The sequence below is a fragment of the Flexivirga endophytica genome, assembly GCF_014640635.1.
GTDB lineage: Bacteria > Actinomycetota > Actinomycetes > Actinomycetales > Dermatophilaceae > Flexivirga > Flexivirga endophytica.
On record NZ_BMHI01000001.1, the window covers coordinates 1 to 21,298 of the forward strand.

Consider the following 21,298-nt stretch of genomic DNA (forward strand, 5'->3'; position numbering starts at 1 on the left):
ACGTCGGTGTCGGGCAGAGCCGTGAGGCCAGCGCATCGCGCGACCACCAGAACCGAACCGCCCCTGCCCTGCGTTTGCGCAGGTCAGGGGCTGTTCGCCGGAGCCGCCTGTCGGAATCGAACCGACGACCTAATCACGTCGGCTTTGCGTCTATCGCTTGATGCGCCCACTGGGCGAACGAGCCGCTGACCTGCGCAAACGCCGAGCGTGGGGGGACGCCGCCATCCGGTGGTGACCGACGACGACCGACCAGTACCGACCGTTTCACCGGAGCTTGCGGCGGCGTCGAAGCCGAGCAAGCTCCATTCCTTTAGCTCACCGCGCCCTCCTCCTCGCCGGTCCCGTCGTCGTCGAAGACGTTTCAGGGGTCTTCTCAGATGACGGTGTAGGTCGGCCGGGCGCGTCGGTCCGCAGATAGACGCCGAGGTCTCCCGACGACGGAGGTTCCTACGCCATCCATCCGAAAGACCTCGACGTGTCCGACGCTACCCCGCCGGCCGGCTTCGGCCGCCCTGACCTGAGCGCCTTCGCTCGACTCGACGGCCTCGGTCTGAGCGTGACCGGACAACGACTTGAACCGGATCGTGCGGTCCTCGCGTGCCGCGTGGTGGAACCAGATCAGTCTTGCCGACGGTGCGGCAGCGAAGGCGCTGCTCGTGACACCGTGATCCGGCGGTACTTGTGAAGTAGCACGGAAAGCGCCTCGGACTCTTCGGAGTTCGAGGCGCTTTCGTCATACCAGGGCAAAGCTGCGCAGTTCCCTCCATCGAGGGGCACAGTCCACTCCGCCGAGGGACGCGAGGGCACGGCGTCGGGGCAAGAGTGCAGGAATGACCACTCTCAGCACAGCCAGCCGCACCCGAACCTCGGACGACGACGCAGGATGCGCGGCGCCGCGGTGGGCCCGCCGGCTGGCACATGCGATCCCACTGCTGGTGCTGCCCTCGGGGCTGTGGCGATTGGCGGTGGCCTTCGGGTTTTCCATGGGCCAGTTGGATCCCGACGGCGACCGCTGGGTCTCGCACGGGTGGAGCTCGGTCTACGTAGCGGTCATCAGCCTCCTCTCCGAGGCTGTTGCGTTGACCGCGTTCGGCCTGGTCCAGCCGTTGGGCGAGGAGATACCACGTTGGGTGCCGCGTCTCGGGGGCCGCGCGGTCCGACCGAAGGCCGTGATCACCGCCGCCGCGCTGGGCTCGGTGGCGCTCGTGCTGATCTGGACGGTCGGCTTCTGGCCGGTGTGGACGGGCCACGGGCCGGGCAGTATGGCGAGCGGCACTTGGGTGGCCGTCTTCACCGCCTGCTACGCGCCGTTGAACCTGTGGGGTCCGGCACTCTTGGTGCTGACCTGGTCCTACCGACGTCGCGCTGTGGCATCTCGGTCGTGACCGGCGAAGCAGGCGGGTGCCTCGTCACTTGTGGCTGATGGTGAGCCGGAAGCCGGGGACCGGCACGGCATACGGCACCGTGACCTGGACCCTGAGGTCCCGGATGCGCGCCATCGCAGTCGCAACCGCTCGGGACACGGCCGCCGACGCCAGCCAGGCGAGTGCGACGACGGCGCCGCCGACGACCACGTCGACGACCCAGTGGTTGGCGGTGCCAACCACGACGACGGCAGTCGTTGCGGCATAAGCGAATCCGAGTACGCGGGCGAGCCACGACCGCGTCGCCGCAGCGATCGCGAGGCCAACCCACAGCGCCCAGCCGGCGTGCATCGACGGGAACGCGGCAAGCTGGTTGGTGGTGCTGCCCATGCCCTTCGGCGCGGACGCCTCGGCGCCCCACCATCCGACGTCGGCGTGCAGATTGAGCACATCGGTGAAGCCGCCGACGAGCCGCGGGGGAGCGGTCGGCATCGCCAGGTAGAAGATCAGCGCGACGAGGGTGGCGGTGACGAGTGCGGTCCGCGCCCGGAAGTAGACGTGACGGTGTCGGGCATACAGCCAGATCAGCACGGCCAGTGTCACCACGTAGTGGCCGGCGGCATACCAATAGCTGCCGAAGAGGCCGAGCCAGTCGTGGTCGACGAAGGCGGCGTTGATCCGGTGCTCCCAATCGGCGTCGAGGACGGCCTCGACGTGCAGCAGACCCTTGGCGCGACCGGCGGCGTCCGACAGGTTGTCATCGGCCAGCAGACGGCTGCCGGTGTAGCCGACGTAGAGGATGACGAGCAGCAACAACTCGCGCGCCGCAGAGCGTATGGCGGGTGACGCCCTCCGGTGCGGCGTAGCCGGGTGGGCGACCTGTGCCCTCCGGTGGCCGCGAGGCGGCGCGGACCGGAAAGTGAGGCTGTGTCCGATGGTCATCTTTCCCCCCGTCGATGCGGTGAAGTGGAGGGTTCATCCGTATGCATTCGACGCTACGCCCAACCGGAGGGATGCTCCACTTGAATTCGCTCGATGTGACGGGATGAACAGCCAGGGAGCCGTGGCTGCGAACCGATCTCCGGCCGCGGTGGCTCGCGATGGAACGATGTGTGGAATATACCCGTAGGGGGTATATGTTCGACATGGTCGACGCGCAACCGACGGGTGATGGAGAGGCCGATGGACCACCAGCACGATCAGCATCATGAGATGTCCGCAACGCACGAGCACCATGCCGGCGCGAACTTGTCGATGGCGGTCGCGGCGACCCTGCACTGCCTCACCGGCTGTGCGATCGGCGAGATCGCCGGCCTGATGATCGCGACCGGCGCGGGCCTGGGCAGCGGATGGTCCGTGGCGATCTCGATCGCGCTGGCGTTCGTCTTCGGTTACTCGCTCTCGACGCTGCCGCTCGTGAAGGTCGGTGTGGCGCCGTTGGCAGCGCTCAGTGTCGTGCTCGCTGCGGACACGCTGTCCATCGCGACCATGGAAGTGGCCGACAACCTCGTCATGCTCGTGCTTCCCGGGGCGATGAACGCCGGCCTGGTCAACGTCGTCTTCTGGGTCGGCATGATGATCTCGCTGACCGCTGCGTTCCTCGTCGCGGTGCCGGTCAACAAGTGGCTGCTGAGCCGCGGCAAGGGCCACGCGCTCACGCACGAGTTCCACGGTATGACGGCGTCCGACACCGGGTGGCGACGCCGGGTGCCGGCCCTGCCCACCGGGTCGCTCGTGGCGGTGCTGATCGCGTTCCTGCTCGGTGGGCTGACGGTCTCGATCGCCGACGAGGCGGGTTGGGGCCAGCACTCGTCAGGCCAGCCAGGGTCCGAGCTTGTCCGGGTTGCGGATGGCCCAGATGCGGCGGATCACGTCGTCGACGACGTCGAAGGCATAGATGCTGACGGTCGTCCCTTCGGCGTCCTTGGCGATCAGACCTGGCTGACCATTGACCGATCGCTGGTGCAGCGTCAGCTCGCCGATGCGGTCGGCGAGTTGTAGCCACACCTCGAGGACGGCGTCGCGACCCTCCAGAGGTTCACGGAAGGCGACAGCGCGGCCACCGCTGTCGGCCGTGGCGACCACGCTCGGGTCGAGCAACTCGACCAGTGTGTCGATGTCCTTCGCACGCCAGGCCGCCTCGAATCGACGGATCACGTCGGGGCGCCGGACCGCTGACGCCGCGTCGGCCCCGGCTGCGCGGACCCGTGAGCGTGCAGACGACGCCAGCTGACGGCAGGCGCCCGGACTGCGGCCGACGATCTCCGCAATCTCCGCGAACCGGTAGCCGAAGACGTCGTGCAGGATGAACGCCACCCGCTCGGCCGGCGTCATCGACTCCATGACGACCATCAGCGCCATGCCGACCGACTCGTCGAGGGTGACCCGGTCGACCGGATCGGCGGCGACGTCGTCGGAGGCTCCATGGGTCGCCATGTCCGGGCCCGGTAGTGGCTCGGGGATCCAGTTCCCGACATACGTCTCACGGCGCACCCTCGCCGAGGTCAGCTGGCTGAGGCAGATGCGACTGGTCACCGTGGTGAGCCAGGCGCCCGGGTTCTCGATCGCGGCGCGCTCCGACGGTGACATGCCGTACCAGCGGGTGTAGGCCTCCTGCACCACGTCCTCGGCCTCGATGAGTGAGCCCAACAGTCGGTAGCCGACGTTGAGCAGGTTCCGGCGCTCGTCCATGACCGAGCGCACTTCGACGTCGCCGGCCTCCGGGTCGATCGGTGTGCTCACGTCCTCAGCCTCCTGGTGGTCTCCTCTCATTCGACACGGTCCGGCGCTCAAATGTCAGGTCTGCCCGTGCACCTGACATTTGTGGGCGTCGCTGCGTCGAACCAGGCATCACCGATTCTCTGAGAGGACTTGTCAGATGCCAGACCTGCAACCAGTAGCCGACCGCGTCGAGATCGAAGCATTACGAGCGGAATTCACCGATGCGGTGATGATGCACGATCCTGCGCGCATCGCAGCACTCTTCACCGACGACGGCGTGCTACGGATGCCCGATGTCCCGCTGGAGTCGATCGGCTCCGCGATCGCCCGGGACAGCGAGAGACTCCAGGGCGCGTGGGACTTCTTCGTCCAGACCAGTCATTCCGGCGCTGTCGAGCTCAACGGGGACAGCGCGTCCGGACGCACCTACGTGCACGAGCTCGCCCGGTTGACGGACGGCCGAGAAGGGGTGAACTACGGCGTTTACCACGACCGGTATCGGCGTACCGAGAATGGCTGGCGGTTTGCCGAACGCACTTATGAGGTGCGCTATTTCGACCCATCGGCATTGGGCGGCACCGCAGTTGCGCCAGGCGCTGCGGCCGCGCACCAGTTCTCCAGTTGAGGGGTGGTTCGCAATGTACGACACGATCGTGTGGATCGTCGAGGCGCTGCTCGCGGTCTTCTTCCTCGCCGCCGGGATCCCGAAGCTGCTCGGTGCCGTCTCCGAGCGGTGGGACGGTTTCGACCGTCTGCCACGAGGCCTGACGGTCCTCATCGGCACCTGCGAGGTCGCCGCCGGCATCGGCCTGGTGGCTCCGGTGGTGTTCGACACGGCGGACTGGCTGACCCCGCTCGCGGGACTCGGTATCGCCGTGATCTCGTTGATGGCCAGTGGTTTTCACCTTCGGCAGCTGGAGTGGCTTCCGGCGCTCGAGACGGCACTGTGGGCCGCCCTCGCGGGTGCGGTGGTGTGGGCGCGTTGGGACGAGTTCGCCGATGGGCCGTCGCTGCCGCGGCATGACGTGCTGCCGACCGTCCTGCTCGTCCTGATCCTCGCCGTGATCGCCAATCTGGTGGTGCTCTCCCGCACCGCCACGCCGGGGAAGGCACCGGCCGCGGTCGAGGGCGCGAAGCCGGGTGAACCCGTGCGCTGAACGGCTGGGATGCTGAAGACTCGTCACCTTCGGTACCCGCGAAAGGCCATGCGATGGAGCACTCGACAACAACTCGGCAGTATGACGTCGCGGCGGTGCGGGAGCAGTTCCCGTCATTGCGCAGCGGGCGGGCGCACTTCGACGCTCCGGGTGGGACGCAGACTCCCGAGCCGGTCGCCCGAGCCGTGTATGACGCGCTGACCGCGCCGCTGTCCAACCGCGGCCGGCGCACACCGGCCGAGCGCAACGCCGATGCGATCGTGCTGGGTGCGCGTGCGGCGATGGGCGATCTGCTCGGCGTCGACCCGGGGACGGTCGCCTTCGGCCGCAGCGCCACGGCACTGACGTTCGAGATGGCGCGCACGCTGTCCCAGGGCTGGCGGTCCGGCGACGACATCATTCTCAGCCGGCTGGATCACGACGCGAACGTCGGCCCGTGGCTGATCGCCGCTGGCCGCGCCGGGGTGCAGGTCAGCTGGGCGGATTTCGACCCGGCCACCGGTGAGCTCGATCTGGCGTCCGTCGCCGATCAATTGACGCCGCGCACCCGGTTGGTCGCGGTGACGGCCGCCTCGAATCTCATTGGTACGAGGCCGGATCTGGCCGCTGTCGCGGAGTTGGTCCACGGCACGCCGGCCCTGCTGTATGTCGACGGGGTGCACCACACGGCGCACAGTTTCGTCGACGTGCCGGCGCTGGGTGCGGATCTCTACGTGTGCTCGCCATACAAGTTCCTCGGTCCGCACTGCGGGGTGCTGACCGGCCGGGCCGACCTGCTGCGCGACCTCGCGCCCGACAAGCTGCGGCCGTCGACCGACGACGTGCCAGAGCGCTTCGAACTCGGCACGCTTCCATACGAATTGCTGGCCGGGACCACGGCGGCAGTCGACTTCCTGGCAGGACTCGTTCCGGCCGAGGGCACCCGCCGGGACCGGTTGCGCGCCTCGCTCGCTGCGCTCGAGCAGCACGAGGACACGCTGCGTGCACGACTCGAGGACGGTCTCGCGCAGTTGCCGGGCGTGACGGTCCATTCCCTCGCCGGGCACCGGACGCCGACGCTGTTCATGACATTCGCCGATCTTCCGGCCGCGGAGGTGTCCGACCGTCTCGCGGCGGATGGCATCGACGCACCGGCCGGGACGTTCTACGCCTACGAGCCGGCGCGCCGGCTCGGTGTCGACTCCGGGCTGCGGATCGGCCTGGCGCCGTACAGCACCGAGGACGACCTCGATCGGTTCCTGACGTCGGTCGGCAACTGCCTGCGGTAGGTCAGCTCGCGGACGACAGGTGCGCGCAGCACAGGTCGGGCCGTACGAACGGGTCCAGCCGTTCCACCCGTATGGCGCTGTCGGACCCGTCGAGCACGCCCTGCATCAGCCCCAGATGTATGGCGCACACCAGCCCGCCCGTCGGAGTGGTGAAGTCGAGGAAGGGGCAGTGGTGCAGTCCGATCCGCGTCGATGACTGCGTGGATTTCGAGCGCTCGGGCGCGAATTCGAGCTCATCGAGGGCGTCGACGAGACCGGTGACCGGGGCGGCGCCGTCGGCATACACGCGCTCGGCGATGCGACGGCCCCACCTGCGACCGGCTTCGCGTGCGTGCTCCTGCGGGTGCGGCCGCGACTCGATGTCGGCGAGCAGCAACTGCGCCAGTGTCTCGGCGTGCTGCGGGCCACTGCGGTCCATCGCGGCGACCGCGCGCACCAGGATGGTCGGCCGGCCGGGGCCGTCCGGGGTTGCGCGAACCTGCTCGACCTGTCCGCTGGCGAGCAGCGAATCCAGGTGGAAGCGCACGGTATTGGGGTGCACGCCGGCTCGTTCGGCGACCTGCGCGATCGTCAACAGCTCGGCGTCGTCGCGCAACACCTGCAGGATCGTGGCCCGGGTGGCACTCACAACGACGTCACCCGCGCCATGGTCAGCACCACTACCGCGTCCTCCAGCGCCAGCAGAGCGTGCCGGCGTTGCGGTATGGCGACCAGGTCACCCGCCCCGAGGTCCCACTGCTCGTCCCCAGCGGTGAGCCGGGCGCGGCCACGCAGGATCTGCAGGAAGGCCTCACCGGGGTTCTCGTGCTCCGAGAGCTCGCGCCCGGACATGAGCGCGAGCACTACCTGTGTCAGCACCCCGCCTGGCGCGGCGTGCAGTGCACGGGTCGCCCGACCGCTGGATGCCGCAGCGGACTGGGCGAGGAGTTCGTCGGCGAGTGGTCCGAGAGCGACGGCGGAATCAGTCATGCCTAGAATTTACACAACATCACGTTGTGAAATCTCAACCGACCGGAAGCAGGCCCCATGTCCGACTCGAGCCCCGCCACAGATCCCACCACGGACGCCACCGCTCAGACCCTGGACGTACGGGGCATGCGCAAGCCGGACAAGCACCCGACGATCTTCGCGACCTTCGGGGATCTCGCGGTCGGCGACTCCTTCGTGCTGGTCAACGATCATGACCCGAAACACCTGCATGACGAGTTCGAGGCCGAATGGCCCGGCGGCTACGACTGGGAATACCTCAACCAGGAGATGCGCGACTGGCAGATCCGGATCACCCGGCGTTCGAGCACCCCGACCCCGCGGCCGCTCGGCCGGGCGGACGACCTCGGCGGCAAGCCGGGTGCGGACGGTGCCGTATGGCGCCTAGGTGGTCGCGACCGCGACCTGGACGCCAGCGTGGTCGAGGTGCCTGCCGGTGTCGCCCTTGAGCCGCACCGTGGTCCGGGCTGCGATGTACTGGCCCACGTCCTGTCCGGTGATGGTGTCTTGGTCACCGAGGTCGGGCAACTCCCCTTGGCGGCAGGGGAACTCGTGCACGTCCCCGCGGGATCTACCCGCGGCTTCAGCGCGGGCGACGATGGGCTCCGGGTGCTGTTGGTGCAGCAGCGCCGGCAGGAACTCAAGCTCGGCCTCTGACGACCACACCCTGAATGTCGAATGACGGATTCTTCGCCGACTGACGATCCGATCCGACCGTCAGTCGGCGAAGAAGCCGTCATTCGGCGGGGTCATGCTGCAACCTGGATCGGCACGGCCCGACTGCGTATGACGAGGACGCCGCGCCCCGGAGCCGGTCGTCCGGCCGGACCCAGCCGGGCGCCGAGCAGGTCGCCGTCGCGACGCCCGGGCTGCAGGATGACGCCGGTCTGCCTACGTCGCAGCTCTGCCACCGCACCGCGGTAAGCGTTGCTGAGCGTGTCGGATCGTCCACTGGCACAGACGATCCCGCCATGCCGACGACCGTGCTGCAGATAGTCGGTGACCAGGTCGTCGATCGGGGATCCGAGCATCTCGTCGAGGTCGTCGACCAGCAACACGCCGCCCGGGTGCTCGTTGAGCCAGGATGCGAGTGCCTCCGGCACTCCGGCGTCGATGACCTCCGTGTCCGGCGGAAGCGACGCCGGAGCCCGGTGACCGCCGACCCAGCACATGGGTCGGTCGGAGAGCTGGTGCGCAACCGTCGCCAGCGCGGTCGTGCGGCCGCTGCGTGGCGGCCCGGCAATGAGCGCGGCCAGCTCACCGAACCCACCGAACGGCAGCCCGATCGGTGCGATGTCGCTGCCGCCGATGCCGAGGACGACCTGGTCCGTGGGGGACGGCAGGTCGGCCCGTCGGCACTGCTCCGGCATCGGCGCGAAACGGTGCACCTCGCTGGCACGCATGCGCTTTGCGATCGATGAGATGTGCTGTGCCACAGCGGAACCCGTCAGGTCCACGATCGGTGTCGCGACCTGCAGCTCGAGCCCGTCCGGGCACACCACCGCCCGGCCCGGCGGCATCGTCTCGGGCAGGTCGGCGTCCCGCATGCCCAGCAGCACCGCGTCCCCGGAGTCCGCGAGCCGGAGGAGCAGCTTGCGGGGGAAACTGCTGACCACCCGGCCGGTCGCGAGGGTGCGTCCGCCGGTGGCGGCGGCATACAGCCCGACGGCGGAGCCGTCCCGGAGCAACTGGAGTAACTCATCGGTGAGCCGCCCGAGGGTCGTCTCCTCGCTGATCTCGGTGAGCGTCTCCCAGCCGTCGATGAGTAGCAGGATGCGGGGGAGGTGACCTCCTGAGCGTAGGTGCTCAGCGAAACCGCTGACCTGATCCCGCGCGAACTGCTGTTGCCGAGAACGGATTTCGCCGCTGAGCCACTGCACCAACTGGTTGATGCGGCCCGCGTCGTCCCGGTCGATGACGGCCCCCACCTGCGGCAGCGCGTCGAGGGATCCGAGGTTGGACCCGGCGTCGATGACATAGACCGCCAGGCCCTGCTGTGGCCAGGTGCGGGCGGCTTGCACGGCGATGGTCCGTAGCAGCGATGACCGGCCGCTGCGTGGTCCGCCGATGACCGCCAGGTGTCCGTCGGCGTCGAGGTCCCACGCGATCGGCCGTGTGGTCTGCTCCTGTGGGACATCCGTGAGGCCGAACGGGATCGCTTCCGACCGGCACGGCTCGCCGCCCACGCTGTGCGGCACCCCCCGCAGGTCGTCGACGGTCACGGAGGCCGGAAGTGGTTGCAGCCAGGGGGATTCGGGAACGTTGACGGCCAGCTCTGCACTCGCGGCCGTGACCGCTGCGACCACACGTTGCAGATCGGTCGGCCCTCCGGGCTCGTCGAGTGCGCTCAGCCGGGTCGGTGCGCGGCCGGCGTCCGCGACGGACACCTCGATGTCGGCCGTGTCGCCGGTGCTGCACCCGCCGATCCGGGCGGTCTGGAACGTCACCGGCCGCCCGCCGCCGGTGCGGATGATCGCACGGCCCGGGAGTGCTGCCGATATCTGCGCGGCATCGGCGGCGTCGATCACGTCCTGCGAGTCGGAGCTGTCACGCACGCGCAAAGCGATGCGCAGGTTGACGTTGGCCCGGATGTCCGCGGAGACCACGCCGGCGGGACGCTGCGTCGCCAGCACGAGGTGTACGCCGAGCGAACGCCCCACGGCGGCCAACCGGACCAAGCCGGAGATGAAGTCCGGCATCTCCTCGGCCAGGACCCGGAACTCGTCGATGACGAGAACCAGTCGGGCGAGTGTCGCCACACCCGGAATCCGTTGGTAATCCTCGATGTCCTTGGCCCCGACGGCGGCCAGCACCTGCTCGCGACGACGGACCTCCGCGCCGAGCGACGTCAGCGCCCGGGCGGTCAGATGAGCATCCAGATCGGTGACGAGGCCGACGGTGTGCGGCAGCAGTGCGCAATCCTGGAACGCCGCACCGCCCTTGTAATCGACGAGCACGAAGACCATCTCGTCCGGACGGTTCGCGAGGGCCAGCGACGTCACCAGAGTCTGCAGCAACTCCGACTTGCCCGCTCCGGTGGTGCCCGCGATCAGTCCGTGTGGGCCATCGGTAGCCAGGTCGATGCGGAGGACCCCGTCGACGGTCAGGCCCAACGGAGCGACGGTCGACCGGGGCGTCATACGCCATTGGTCGCGGACGCGTGTGGCGTCAGTGGCATCGCAGCCGGCGGAGCGCCATACGTCCAGCAGCGCGGCGCGATCGGGCAGTGCGCCGGAGCCGACGTCGGGAGTGGCGTCGCGGATGCCCGCCAGCCTGGTGGCGACGGCGCGGGCGAGCGTGGCATCGGGCAGGTCGGGGCAGCCGGTGGCGTTGACCGTGCCCGCGATCGTGACCGTGGTGCTGGTCGGGACACCGATCGACACCTGGCACTCGGCGGGTAGGTCTCCGTCATCACCGACCGCGATCAGCGCGACACCAGCACGTTCGACCTCCCGCAGCAGCGCGGTGACCTCCGGCCGATTGCTGAGCCGCGCGCAGTCGTCGAGTATGACGACGGTCGACACCACCGGCGTCTCGTTGTGCAAGCTCGGACTGTCGTTCTTCTCCGGCAACAGCTCGGAAAGTGCACGGGTGCAGGCATTTTCGTCGGTCTCGAGGTCGACGATGGTGCTCGCGGAGTGTGGTGTGCCGGTGACGTGCGGCAGGGCGGTGGCCCAGGCCCAACGCTTCCGGGCGGCGGTGCTGTCACAGACGATGACGAAGCGCAGGAAGTGCGGTGACTGCCACGCCGCCAACTGGAGGACGATCCCCTGCGTCATACGGGCACGATCGGCGGCAGCTCCGGAGACGCCGATCACTCGGGCGTCGTTGGCGGAGAAGGAGATCGGTGCGTTCGGCAGCAGGAGTGTCTCGGTGCCGCGGCCACCGCCGGTCACCCGCACCTGACTGGGGATCCGGCCGGTGCCGACCCGGCACACCAGGTAGTCGTGATGTGACGGCGCACGCGACCACAGCCGCCCGTCGCGTGCGATGGCGGTCCGCAGCGTCTCGCTGATCGGCGGCGTGATCCGACGCCGTATGCCGAGCTCGGTGTCCACCGCCGATTGCTTGTCGTCGTCGAGGCGGCGCAGCGCATCGGCATACTCCGCACGCTGCGTCTTGGCCCGGCTCGATCCGCCCTGGCGTTCGGTGACGTGTTGACCGATCATCATCACCGGGCCCAGCAACGCGAACATCAGGAACATCGCGTTGTGCATCACGACCACCATGACCAGCGCCAGGATCGCGGGCAGCACGATGACCGGCCACGGCAGTTTGTGCCGCTCGGGCTTGCGGGGAGGCGTTGGTCGATCGAGCTCGATCTCGTTGATCTCCAACGGTGTTCGCGGCGCTCGTTGGAACGGCACGCGGCACGAGTCATCGGTGAGCACGGAGTCGTCGGCTGAGAGTGAGCGTTCGAGCGCGAAGGTCGTCGACCCGGCACGCAGTCGTTGCCCGGCGCGCAACTCCACCGGGCGCTCCGCCGCCAGCGGCCGGTCGTCGATGCGGCTGCCGTTGGTGGACCCGGTGTCGGAGACCATCGCCCGGCCCTGGTCGAGCCCGACGATCAAGTGCGTGCGGGAGAGGTCCGGGTCCCGCAGCGTGAGGGTGTTGGACGAGGCGCGACCGATGCGTTGCACCTGCCGGCCCAGCGCGGTGCGCGCCCCGACCTCGGGCCCCTCGGTGACGACCAATTCGAGTAGATGACGGGAGTCGGCCGCGGTCGGGTGTCTGCTCAGTTGCACGCCGTTGATCAGCGGCGGGTGCCCGAGAGGCGTGTCCTCGGCAAGCAGTCGGCTGCCGGCATACAGCTGATCGGGCACGGCGATGCCACATCCGCTGATGGCCTCGCGTGCCGCCGACCAGGTCGTGCCCTCCGGCGCGCGCACACAGACGGTGATCGGGTCGCCGTTCGCGGGCACCAGGTGCACGCGCAGCGCGCGCTCGGAGGCGCTGCGCGTGGCGGTAGGAGTCTCGGTCGCAGCTGTGGTCATGTGGCGATTCTCAGCCGATCGGGGGCACCCCTGCTGCGCGGAGGACCGCCGCCTGTGGATAACCTCCACGGGCTGTCCGGGTGGTGGATGCTCAGGGGAGATCGATCGGAACGACGCCGGGGCAGGGTGTCCGAGGGTTGGTCACAAAGGTATGGCGTTGGTAAATCTTTTGGCCGATCGCGCCATCCCGGGCCGGTTCATGTGTTTTATGTCCAGGTTCACTGCGGACGTGGACGCGAGTTTCAGGGGAGGTGTCCGATGGATGGCGCAGATGTCATCGAGGACGAGATCCGCGAGCTGATCCGTCGGCAACGACTGGATCCGGCCCATGACCAGCAGGTGCTCCACGCCTTGGTGCGGGACGCGGTGCAGGACTACGAGGAGCGCAGCCTGCACGGCGGTCTGGCGCCGCTCGGCGACCGGGAGAAAGCCACTCAGCGCGTTCTGGACGCCGTTCTGGGTTACGGCCCGTTGCAGCCCTACCTCGACGATCCGACGATCGAGGAGATCTGGATCAACGAACCGGAGCGGGTGTTCGTGGCGCGCCAGGGCGTGTCGGAGCTGACGCCGACCATCCTGACCGGCGAGCAGGTTCGCACCCTCGTCGAGCGGATGCTGAAGCCCAGCGGCCGCCGCATCGACCTCAGCTCGCCGTTCGTGGACGCGACACTGCCCGACGGCAGTCGACTGCACGTGGCCATCCCGGACATCACCCGCAGCCACTGGCTGATCAACATCCGCAAGTTCGTGGCACGGGCCCGGCACCTGGACGACCTGGTGCGGCTCGGCACGATCACCGCCCCCGCTGCGAGGTTCCTCGGCGCGGCCGTCTCCTCGGGCCTCAACATCCTGGTCGCGGGCGGCACCCAGGCCGGAAAGACGACCACGCTCAACTGCCTGGCCAGTGCCATCCCGTCGATGGAGCGCGTCGTCTCCTGCGAGGAAGTCTTCGAACTGCAGCTGAGCCTGCGCGACTGGGCGGCGATGCAGTGCCGGCAGCCGAGTCTGGAGGGCACCGGTGAGATCCCGTTGCGCCGGCTGGTCAAAGAAGCACTGCGGATGCGCCCGTCGCGCATCGTGGTCGGTGAGGTCCGGCAGGAGGAGAGCCTGGACCTGCTGATCGCGCTCAACTCAGGACTCCCGGGTATGGCGACCCTGCACGCCAACTCGGCCCGCGAGGCCATCGTCAAGATGTGCACGTTGCCGCTGCTCGCGGGACCCAACGTCAGCTCCACCTTCGTTGTCCCGACCGTCGCTGCGTCGATCGATCTCGTGGTCCACATCGCGCTGGACCGGGACGGTGCGCGTCGGGTCCGCGAGATCGTCGCCGTGCCGGGACGGGTGGAGGGTGACGTCGTCGAACTCGCCGACATCTTCGTGCAACGCGACGGTCGCCTGGTGCGCGGCAGCGGGTTCCCCACGCACGAGGAGCAGTTCCACCGAGCCGGCTACAACGTGGCCGAGCTGTTGGGGGAGCGGTGAACACTGTTCTGCCGCTGATGTTCGGGGCGGGACTGCTGTGCATCTGGTGGTCGTTCTGGCCGCGCGAGGAGACTCCCGCGCAACGATCACGCGCGACGATGCGCGATCAGTTGAACGACGAGGTCGTGCAGTCCGCCATCAACGGACTCACCTTGACCCGGCTGCTGTGGATGTCCGGCTGTCTGGGCGCGTTCGTGCTGTTGGTGGTGATGGCAGCCACCGCGGTGCCGGCCATCGCGGTGGCGTTCGCGGCAATCGCGGCATACCTGCCGATCGCCGTGGTGCGTGGCAAGGCGCGTCGGCGCCGCAGCCAGTTGCGTGACCTGTGGCCGGACGTCGTCGACCACATCGCATCAGCGGTGCGTGCCGGTCTGGCACTGCCGGAGTCGCTGTCGCAGCTGGCCATCCGCGGACCGGAGGAGCTCCGGCCGGCGTTCGCGGAGTTCGCGCACGACTACCGTGCGACGGGGCGTTTCCACGAGTGCCTCGACGCGTTGAAGCATCGGCTCAGCGACCCAGTGGCCGACCGGCTGGTGGAGTCGTTGCGGATCGCCCGCGAGGTCGGCGGCACCGACCTCGGCAAGTTGTTGCGCACCCTGTCGACCTTCCTGCGTGATGACGCGCGCACTCGTGCCGAGCTCGAGGCGCGGCAGTCCTGGACCGTCAACGCGGCTCGGCTCGCTGTCGCGGCTCCGTGGATCGTGTTGGCAATGCTGGCAACTCGTGGAGACTCATTGGCGGCATACAGGGAGCCCGGCGGTGTGGTCGTGCTGATTATCGGCACCGCAGTGACGTTCGTCGCCTACCGCGTGATGCGCCGCATCGGACGACTCCCGGTCGAAGCACGAGTGCTGCGATGATCGCGACCTACACGTGGTTCGGCGCCCTGCTCGGGCTGGTCGCGGGCGTCGGCATCCTGCTGATGTATGTCGGCCTGCCCATCCACCGCAAGCCGGACCTCAGCTCCCGGATCGAGCCCTACGTCCGTGATGCCCCGATGCCGTCCCGGCTGTTGTCGACCCCTACCGACCGGTTGGACGTCAACCAGGTGCTCGCACCGGTGCTGCGCAGGATGGGCAAATACGTCGACCAGGTCCTCGGTGGGGCGACGTCGGTCCGCACCCGGTTGGAGCGCGCCGGTCAGCCACCGGACCTCGAAGGCTTCCGCGCCCAGCAGGCCCTGTGGGGCCTTGTCGCGATGGTCGTCGGTGGTCTCTACGTCTCACTTACGTTCGTCGGCGGTAGCGGATCACCGGCGCGGGCCATCCTGATCCTGTCGATCGCATTCGCCTGCGGGGTCGTCCTGCGCGACCAGACCCTGACGCGCGCAGCCGAGCATCGCGAGCAGCAGATCCTCGCTGAGTTCCCTGCAGTGGCAGAGATGCTCGCGCTCGCCGTGACCGCCGGCGAAGGCGCGGCCGCAGCGCTCGAGCGGGTCGCTGACCTGTCCTCCGGAGAGCTGTCCGGAGAGCTCTCCCGCTGCCTGGTCGATGCCCGCTCCGGATCCAGTTTGCCCGAGGCATTGCAGGGACTGGCCGATCGCACCGGCGTGCCGAGCCTGTCCCGATTCGTCGACGGCGTCGTCATCGCGGTCGAGCGCGGCACACCGCTGGCCGACGTGATGCGGGCGCAGGCACAGGATGCCCGCGACTCCAGCAAGCAACAACTGATCGAGCTCGGCGGTCGTCGCGAGCTGATGATGATGGTCCCGGTGGTGTTTCTCGTCTTGCCGGTGACCGTGCTCTTCGCGATCTTCCCCGGACTCGGAGTCCTCAACATGTCCATCTGAGGCTCGGCGTCCGACCGCGGATGCCGCGCCACCCCGTCACGGCAGTTCACATCACCAGGAGGAAACATGACCGTCATTGCGAAGATGCAGTCGCGCACCATCCGCGCCGTCTACACACTGCAGGAGCGCCTCGACACCGAGGATCGGGAACGCGGAGACGTGCCCGGCTGGGTGCTGATCACGATCATGACGGCCGGGCTCGTCACGGCACTGTGGGCGACAGCGCAGGGCGCGCTGACCGGACTCTTCAACTCCGCCGTCCACGGCGTCACCGGCGGAGGAAAGTAGTCCGTGCGGGCGCTCCGCCGACGCGTGTTGCAGCGTCAGCTGTACGGTGACGAAAGTGGCTCTGCCACCGCCGAATTCGCGCTTGTCGGTGCGCTCGTGGTGCTCTTCTTCCTCGCGGCGTTCCAAGTCGGCTTCTCGCTCTACGTCCGCAACACCCTGATCGAGAACGCCGCGGAAGGCGCCCGCTACGGAGCGCGCGCCGACGCGACGCCGGCGATGGGCGCCCAGCGCACCGCCGAGTTGATCCGTGCCGGTCTCGCCGATCGGTATGCCGACAATGTCTCGGCCACCACCGAGGTCGAGGGTGGTGCACGCGTCGTCAAGGTCACCGTGCGCGCACCACTGCCGATCGTCGGACCGTTCGGTCCGTCGCAGTCCTTGAACGTGTCGGGCCGGGCGTATGCGGAGGCACAACAGTGAGATCCGTGAGAAACGGCGCGCTGGCTCGTTGGCTGCGCCGGCGGCTGGGTGAGGCCGACGACCGCGGCAGCGCACTGATCGAATTCATCGTCATCGGCCTGCTGCTGACGCTGCCGGTCTTCTACCTCATCATCGCGCTGGCGCGGCTGCAGGCGGGGACGTACGCCGTCGCGGAGGCGGCCCGCGAATCGTCGCGGATGTTCGTGACCGCCGACAGCGATGGTGCCGGGGAGGCCAGGGCACGCGCGGCGGCCGGCATGTCGTTCACGGACCAGGGTTTCAGCGGTGAGGGGTCGATCAAGATGCGCTGTAGCAAGCAACCGTGCCTGAGTCCGGACTCGGTCATCGAGGGCGTCGCGGACCTGGACGTCGACCTGCCGCTGATCCCGGACTTCCTGCGCGGTGCGGTGCCGTCGAGCATCCACCTGCACTCCCGGCACGTCGAGGTCGTCGACCACTACAAGGCACGTTGAGCATGCTGCACGCACTGCGCGACCGGCTCGCTGACCGCGATGACGACAACGGTCGGGTGGTGCTGCTGATCGCCGGACTCTTCGGCATCCTCGCGGTGCTGATCGTGGGCGGCGTCAATGTCACCGCCATACAACTCGCCCGGATGCAGGTCATCGACGCTGCGGACGCCGCGGCGGCCAACGCCGCCGACGCCGTCGACGAGAGCAGCCTCTACAAGGGCGGCCTCGGCTCCGAGCTGACGTTGTCGGATCAGTCCGTCCAACGCTCCGCTGGTGCGACCCTCGCTGAAGAAGATGTCCCGGCCCACGTCACCGGGTGGCGGGTCACCGACGGCACCGGCGCGCAGGACTCCCGGACCGCGGTCGTGCGCGTCTCCGCCGTGGTGCACCCGCCGATCCTCGGCGGAGTCATGTCGGGGATGTTCGGCGACGTGCACATCACCGTGCAGTCGCGGGCCCGCGCCCACGTCGACTGACCGCCGGGCGGCCGCACCGCCCGTAATGTGTCGTTCGTGGCGGACAAGTGGCTCGTGCCGACCCCGGTGCGGCGTGTCGAAGCGCGGCCGGATGCGGCTGTCGAGCAGGGTTGGTTGACCGACCTGGCTCCCGTGCAGCAATTGCTGCGCGACGGTCTCGACCTGGCCTCGGCAACGGTGCTCGTCGGCGAGAACGGCACCGGTAAGTCGACGCTCGTCGAGGCGATCGCCATGGCGTTCGGGATGAATGGTGAAGGCGGGTCGACCGGTGCGATGCACACGACCTGGCGTAGTGAGTCCGCGCTGCACGACTGGATCCGCCTCGTACGGGGTGCCGGCGCGTCACACTGGGGATACTTCGTGCGCGCCGAAACCACGCACGGGCTCTTCACCTTCCTGGACAGCACCCGTCATGAAAACCACACCCGGGACCCGGAGTTCCACCGGCTGAGTCACGGCGAGGCATTCCGGACACTGTTCGGGACCAGCCGATTCCGCGGTGACGGCTTCTACGTGCTCGATGAGCCGGAAGCGGGTCTGTCGTTCACTGCCCAGCTACGGCTCGTGGGTGAGTTGATGGACATGCTGCGCAGCGACGGGGTGCAGGTACTCATCGCGACACATTCGCCCGTCATCGCGAGCCTGCCCGGCGCGACGCTGCTCGAGCTGGACGAGGGCGGCTACCACGAACGTTCTTGGACGGACCTCGAGTTGGTCATGCACTACCGCAACTTCTGCGACGACCCGAAGCGATATCTGCGACATCTGGAGTGACATCGCGCCGTGCGGTCATTTGCCCGGAAATGGTGCGTTGATGCCACACAGTTCCCGACGCCGTACGCTCTGAGGTTGTGGCTACTGACTTTCCTGTCGAGATCAAGGCGTTGCGCACGACCATGGGCACCGTCCGTGAGGTGACGGACCTGGACACCCTGCGCACCCAGATCGCCGATCTGGAGCAGCAGTCGGGTGCGCCTGACCTCTGGGACGACCCGGAGCACGCCCAGCAGGTGACCAGCAAGCTGTCCCGCGCCAACTCCGAGCTCGAGCGCGTCGAGACGATGGACCAGCGCATCGACGACCTCGAAGTGCTCGTCGAGATGGCGCAGGAGGAGAACGACGCCGACACGCTCGCCGAGGCCGAGAAGGAACTGACCGATCTGCACAAGGCGGTGGGGGAGCTGGAGGTCCGCACGTTGCTCGCCGGCGAATACGACCAGCGCGAGGCCGTCGTGACGATCCGCGCCGGCGCCGGTGGCGTGGACGCCGCCGACTTCGCCGAGATGCTGATGCGCATGTACCTGCGCTGGGCCGAGCGGCACGGCTACCCGACCAAGGTCATGGACACCTCGTATGCCGAGGAGGCCGGCCTGAAATCCGCGACCTTCGAGGTCAACGTGCCCTACGCCTACGGCAACCTCTCGGTCGAGGCCGGCACGCACCGCCTGGTCCGGATCAGTCCCTTCGACAATCAGGGCCGTCGGCAGACGTCGTTCGCCGCGGTCGAGGTCGTGCCGCTGATCGAGCAGACCGACTCCATCGAGATCCCGGACAACGAGTTGAAGATCGACGTCTTCCGCTCCTCCGGCCCCGGCGGGCAGAGCGTCAACACCACCGACTCCGCGGTCCGTATGACGCACATTCCCACCGGCACCGTCGTGTCGATGCAGAACGAGAAGTCCCAGATCCAGAACCGCGCAGCCGCGCTGCGCGTCATGCAGTCCCGGCTGTTGCTAATCCGCCAGCAGGAAGAGGCCGCGGAGAAGAAGGAACTGGCCGGTGACATCAAGGCCAGCTGGGGTGACCAGATGCGCTCCTACGTGCTGCACCCCTACCAGATGGTCAAGGACCTGCGCACCGAGCACGAGGTCGGCAAGACCGATGCGGTCTTCGACGGCGACATCGACGACTTCATGGAGGCGGGCATCCGCTGGAAGCGCAGCCTGGAGAAGGCGAACGCCCAGGGCTGACCCGGGAGCGGGTCCCGTTTCGGCGACCGTCGGTCTGTCGGGACGGGTTTGGGGGTTGGTTTGGTGCCGTGGGGCCGACCGTCGGTCCTTCGGGACAGGGCGAAGTAGGTCCTGTGACTCCTGAGGATTTTGTGACTCCCGGGCGCGCCTGACCGATCGCGCACGGGCTCCGGCATACGGTATTGCGGCTAGCAACCTGACCCTGCGAAAAGGCCTCCCGTCTCACATGATTCGCTTCGAACACGTCACCAAGCGGTATGCCGCGGGCGGCCCCGCCGCTCTCGACGACGTGAGTCTCGACATCGACAGGGGCGAGTTCGTCTTCGTCGTCGGTGCCTCCGGGTCGGGCAAATCGACCCTGATGCGGCTGGTCACACGCGAAATCACCCCTACTGCGGGATCGATCCTGGTCGCCGGCCGCGACGTGGCCCCGATGCCGGAACGCAAGGTCCCGTCGTTGCGCCGCGACATCGGCGTGGTCTTCCAGGATTTCCGCCTGTTGGAGGGCAAGACGGTCTATCAGAACGTCGCGTTCGTGCTACGTGTGCTGGGCAGCAAACGCCACCAGATCAAGCAACTGGTCCCCGAGACCCTCGACCTCGTCGGTCTGGACGGTATGGCGGGGCGCCTGCCGCACGAGCTGTCCGGTGGTGAGCAGCAGCGAGTGGCGATCGCGCGAGCCGTGGTGAAGAAGCCGCCGATCCTGCTGGCCGACGAACCCACCGGCAACCTCGACCCGGACACCAGCGCGGAGATCGTCAAGGTGCTCGACCGCATCAACAAGACTGGCACGACCGTCGCCATGGCGACCCACGACCAGGGCATCGTCGACGTCTTCCAGAAGCGCGTCATCGAGCTGAAGAACGGCGAGCTGGTCCGCGACGAGGCACGCGGGGGCTATGCCAGGGACGAGACCCGCGAACGAGAACGCGCCGCCCAGCGAGCCGTCGAGGCCCTCGAGCGGGACGAGGACTGACCGATGCGATTGACATTCCTGCTCGGCGAGGTCGGCAACGGCATCCGCCGTAACGCCTCGATGATCGTCTCGGTCGTCCTGGTGTCGATGGTCTCGCTCTTCTTCCTGGGTGCCGGACTGCTCGCGCAGCGCGAGGTCAGCGTCGCCAAGGGCTTCTGGTACGACAAGGTCCAGGTGTCGATCTTCTTCTGCACTCCGCAGTCGACCCAGGCCGAGTCCTGTGCCGACGGTGCGGCGACGCAGGCGCAGAAGGACCAGGTCAAGAGCCAGCTCGACGGTATGAAGCCGCTGGTGGAGCACGTCTACTACGAGAGCGCGCAGCAGGCCTACGACCGCTTCAAGAAGCAGTTCCGCAGCAGCCCCTATCTGTCGGACATCAGCGCCGACGCGATGCCGTCGTCATACCGGGTGAAGCTGTCCGACCCGGACAAATACAACGAGATCGTCGCCTCCTTCGACGGCCAACCCGGTGTCGAGGCGGTCAGTGATCAGAGCAGCGTGCTGAGCACGTTCTTCAAGCTGTTGCGGGTGATCAGCGTCGGCGCGGTCGCCCTCGCAGTGGTCATGGTGATCTGCGCGATCCTGTTGATCACCACCACGATTCGTCAGGTCGCGTATACGCGGCGACGGCAGGTCAGCATCATGCGGCTGGTCGGCGCGTCGTCGACGGTGATCTATCTTCCGTTCGTCCTGGAGATTCTGCTGGCGACCCTCGTCGGCGCGGGGCTCGCGGTCGGACTGCTCTGGGCGCTGGTGCATTACGGCGTCGAGGGTCTGTTCAACGACACCGGTTCATCGACCGGCAATCTGGTCAGCATGATCGGCACGACGGACGTCTGGGACTTCGCGCCCTGGCTGTTCGCCGGCGCGATCGTCATCGCGTTGGCCACGGCGTGGGTCACCCTGCGCCGTTATCTGAGGGTCTGAGGAGTT

General features: G+C 68.1%; 21 protein-coding genes and 2 pseudogenes. 18 read left to right on the forward strand and 5 right to left on the reverse strand.

What is annotated here, in order from left to right; genetic code table 11:
* Positions 1 to 475 precede the first annotated feature (475 nt).
* Both IEX71_RS00005 and IEX71_RS00010 read left to right on the forward strand, forming a co-directional pair.
* A pseudogene (locus tag IEX71_RS00005) lies at positions 476 to 676 on the forward strand (ISL3 family transposase); the annotation flags it as partial.
* Between the two features lie 154 nt (positions 677 to 830).
* The gene (locus tag IEX71_RS00010) at positions 831 to 1,385 is read left to right on the forward strand and encodes a hypothetical protein (protein WP_229749331.1); all 555 of its coding nucleotides are present in this window, start codon (positions 831 to 833) and stop codon (positions 1,383 to 1,385) included.
* Between the two features lie 24 nt (positions 1,386 to 1,409).
* Here the strand turns inward: IEX71_RS00010 and IEX71_RS00015 are convergent, their stop codons facing one another.
* A complete protein-coding gene (locus IEX71_RS00015) occupies positions 1,410 to 2,306 on the reverse strand; it encodes a phosphatase PAP2 family protein (RefSeq protein WP_188834946.1) in 897 nt (298 codons plus the stop codon).
* Between the two features lie 312 nt (positions 2,307 to 2,618).
* Here IEX71_RS00015 and IEX71_RS22320 point away from each other — a divergent pair.
* A pseudogene (locus tag IEX71_RS22320) lies at positions 2,619 to 2,999 on the forward strand (DUF4396 domain-containing protein); the annotation flags it as partial.
* Between the two features lie 177 nt (positions 3,000 to 3,176).
* Here IEX71_RS22320 and sigJ read toward each other — a convergent pair.
* A complete protein-coding gene (gene sigJ / locus IEX71_RS00025; protein ID WP_229749332.1) occupies positions 3,177 to 4,106 on the reverse strand; it encodes an RNA polymerase sigma factor SigJ in 930 nt (309 codons plus the stop codon).
* 136 nt (positions 4,107 to 4,242) lie between these two features.
* Between sigJ and IEX71_RS00030 the strand changes: the two genes are divergently transcribed.
* Genes IEX71_RS00030 through IEX71_RS00040 form a run of 3 tightly spaced genes read left to right on the forward strand, consistent with a single transcriptional unit; the run spans position 4,243 to position 6,510 of the window.
* A complete protein-coding gene (locus IEX71_RS00030; RefSeq protein WP_188834948.1) occupies positions 4,243 to 4,710 on the forward strand; it encodes a nuclear transport factor 2 family protein in 468 nt (155 codons plus the stop codon).
* A gap of 13 nt (positions 4,711 to 4,723) precedes the next feature.
* Complete coding sequence (locus IEX71_RS00035; RefSeq protein WP_188834949.1) at positions 4,724 to 5,242, forward strand: DoxX family protein; 519 nt, start codon at positions 4,724 to 4,726, stop codon at positions 5,240 to 5,242.
* Between the two features lie 53 nt (positions 5,243 to 5,295).
* The gene (locus tag IEX71_RS00040) at positions 5,296 to 6,510 is read left to right on the forward strand and encodes a cysteine desulfurase-like protein (RefSeq protein ID WP_188834950.1); all 1,215 of its coding nucleotides are present in this window, start codon (positions 5,296 to 5,298) and stop codon (positions 6,508 to 6,510) included.
* A gap of 1 nt (position 6,511) precedes the next feature.
* Here IEX71_RS00040 and IEX71_RS00045 read toward each other — a convergent pair whose 3' ends face one another.
* Together IEX71_RS00045 and IEX71_RS00050 are read right to left on the reverse strand one after the other, a co-directional pair.
* Positions 6,512 to 7,138, reverse strand: a complete 627-nt coding sequence (locus IEX71_RS00045; RefSeq protein ID WP_188834951.1) for a helix-turn-helix transcriptional regulator — start codon at positions 7,136 to 7,138, stop codon at positions 6,512 to 6,514.
* Positions 7,135 to 7,479, reverse strand: a complete 345-nt coding sequence (locus tag IEX71_RS00050) for a cupin domain-containing protein (protein ID WP_188834952.1) — start codon at positions 7,477 to 7,479, stop codon at positions 7,135 to 7,137. Before IEX71_RS00050 ends, IEX71_RS00045 begins: the two co-directional genes overlap by 4 nt.
* Positions 7,480 to 7,536: 57 nt before the next feature.
* Here IEX71_RS00050 and IEX71_RS00055 point away from each other — a divergent pair, with 57 nt between their 5' ends.
* A complete protein-coding gene (locus IEX71_RS00055; protein ID WP_188834953.1) occupies positions 7,537 to 8,154 on the forward strand; it encodes a DUF2249 domain-containing protein in 618 nt (205 codons plus the stop codon).
* Positions 8,155 to 8,246: 92 nt separating this feature from the next.
* On the opposite strand, the gene IEX71_RS00060 is transcribed toward IEX71_RS00055, so the two are convergent.
* Positions 8,247 to 12,491 carry a type VII secretion EssC family protein gene (locus IEX71_RS00060; protein WP_188834954.1) on the reverse strand — a complete coding sequence of 1,415 codons (4,245 nt, stop codon included), beginning with the start codon at positions 12,489 to 12,491 and terminating at the stop codon, positions 8,247 to 8,249.
* A gap of 258 nt (positions 12,492 to 12,749) precedes the next feature.
* On the opposite strand from IEX71_RS00060, the gene IEX71_RS00065 reads away from it, so the two are divergent.
* The 11 genes from IEX71_RS00065 to ftsX all read left to right on the forward strand — a co-directional run bounded on the left by IEX71_RS00065 (position 12,750) and on the right by ftsX (position 21,292).
* A complete protein-coding gene (locus tag IEX71_RS00065) occupies positions 12,750 to 13,973 on the forward strand; it encodes a TadA family conjugal transfer-associated ATPase (protein ID WP_188834955.1) in 1,224 nt (407 codons plus the stop codon).
* Positions 13,970 to 14,833, forward strand: coding sequence for a type II secretion system F family protein (locus IEX71_RS00070; protein WP_229749333.1), 864 nt, complete (start codon positions 13,970 to 13,972; stop codon positions 14,831 to 14,833). Before IEX71_RS00065 ends, IEX71_RS00070 begins: the two co-directional genes overlap by 4 nt.
* Entirely contained in the window at positions 14,830 to 15,762 is a 933-nt protein-coding gene (locus tag IEX71_RS00075) for a type II secretion system F family protein (RefSeq protein ID WP_188834956.1), read from the forward strand. The genes IEX71_RS00070 and IEX71_RS00075 overlap by 4 nt, the downstream gene beginning before the upstream one ends.
* 84 nt (positions 15,763 to 15,846) lie before the next feature.
* Positions 15,847 to 16,050 (forward strand): hypothetical protein, encoded by a 204-nt coding sequence (locus IEX71_RS00080; protein ID WP_188835790.1) that lies wholly within the window; start codon positions 15,847 to 15,849, stop codon positions 16,048 to 16,050.
* A gap of 3 nt (positions 16,051 to 16,053) precedes the next feature.
* A complete protein-coding gene (locus IEX71_RS00085; protein ID WP_229749334.1) occupies positions 16,054 to 16,470 on the forward strand; it encodes a TadE/TadG family type IV pilus assembly protein in 417 nt (138 codons plus the stop codon).
* 5 nt (positions 16,471 to 16,475) lie between these two features.
* Positions 16,476 to 16,943 carry a TadE/TadG family type IV pilus assembly protein gene (locus IEX71_RS00090; RefSeq protein ID WP_229749335.1) on the forward strand — a complete coding sequence of 156 codons (468 nt, stop codon included), beginning with the start codon at positions 16,476 to 16,478 and terminating at the stop codon, positions 16,941 to 16,943.
* 2 nt (positions 16,944 to 16,945) lie between these two features.
* Positions 16,946 to 17,419, forward strand: a complete 474-nt coding sequence (locus tag IEX71_RS00095) for a hypothetical protein (RefSeq protein WP_188834957.1) — start codon at positions 16,946 to 16,948, stop codon at positions 17,417 to 17,419.
* Between the two features lie 36 nt (positions 17,420 to 17,455).
* On the forward strand, positions 17,456 to 18,193 hold the full coding sequence (locus tag IEX71_RS00100; RefSeq protein WP_229749336.1) for an AAA family ATPase: 738 nt from the start codon (positions 17,456 to 17,458) through the stop codon (positions 18,191 to 18,193).
* Positions 18,194 to 18,270: 77 nt separating this feature from the next.
* Complete coding sequence (gene prfB, locus IEX71_RS00105) at positions 18,271 to 19,389, forward strand: peptide chain release factor 2 (protein WP_188834959.1); 1,119 nt, start codon at positions 18,271 to 18,273, stop codon at positions 19,387 to 19,389.
* A gap of 226 nt (positions 19,390 to 19,615) precedes the next feature.
* Positions 19,616 to 20,365: a cell division ATP-binding protein FtsE gene (gene ftsE, locus IEX71_RS00110; protein WP_188834960.1), complete on the forward strand. Its 750-nt coding sequence runs from the start codon at positions 19,616 to 19,618 to the stop codon at positions 20,363 to 20,365.
* Positions 20,366 to 20,368: 3 nt separating this feature from the next.
* Positions 20,369 to 21,292, forward strand: a complete 924-nt coding sequence (ftsX, locus tag IEX71_RS00115) for a permease-like cell division protein FtsX (protein ID WP_188834961.1) — start codon at positions 20,369 to 20,371, stop codon at positions 21,290 to 21,292.
* Positions 21,293 to 21,298 lie beyond the last annotated feature (6 nt).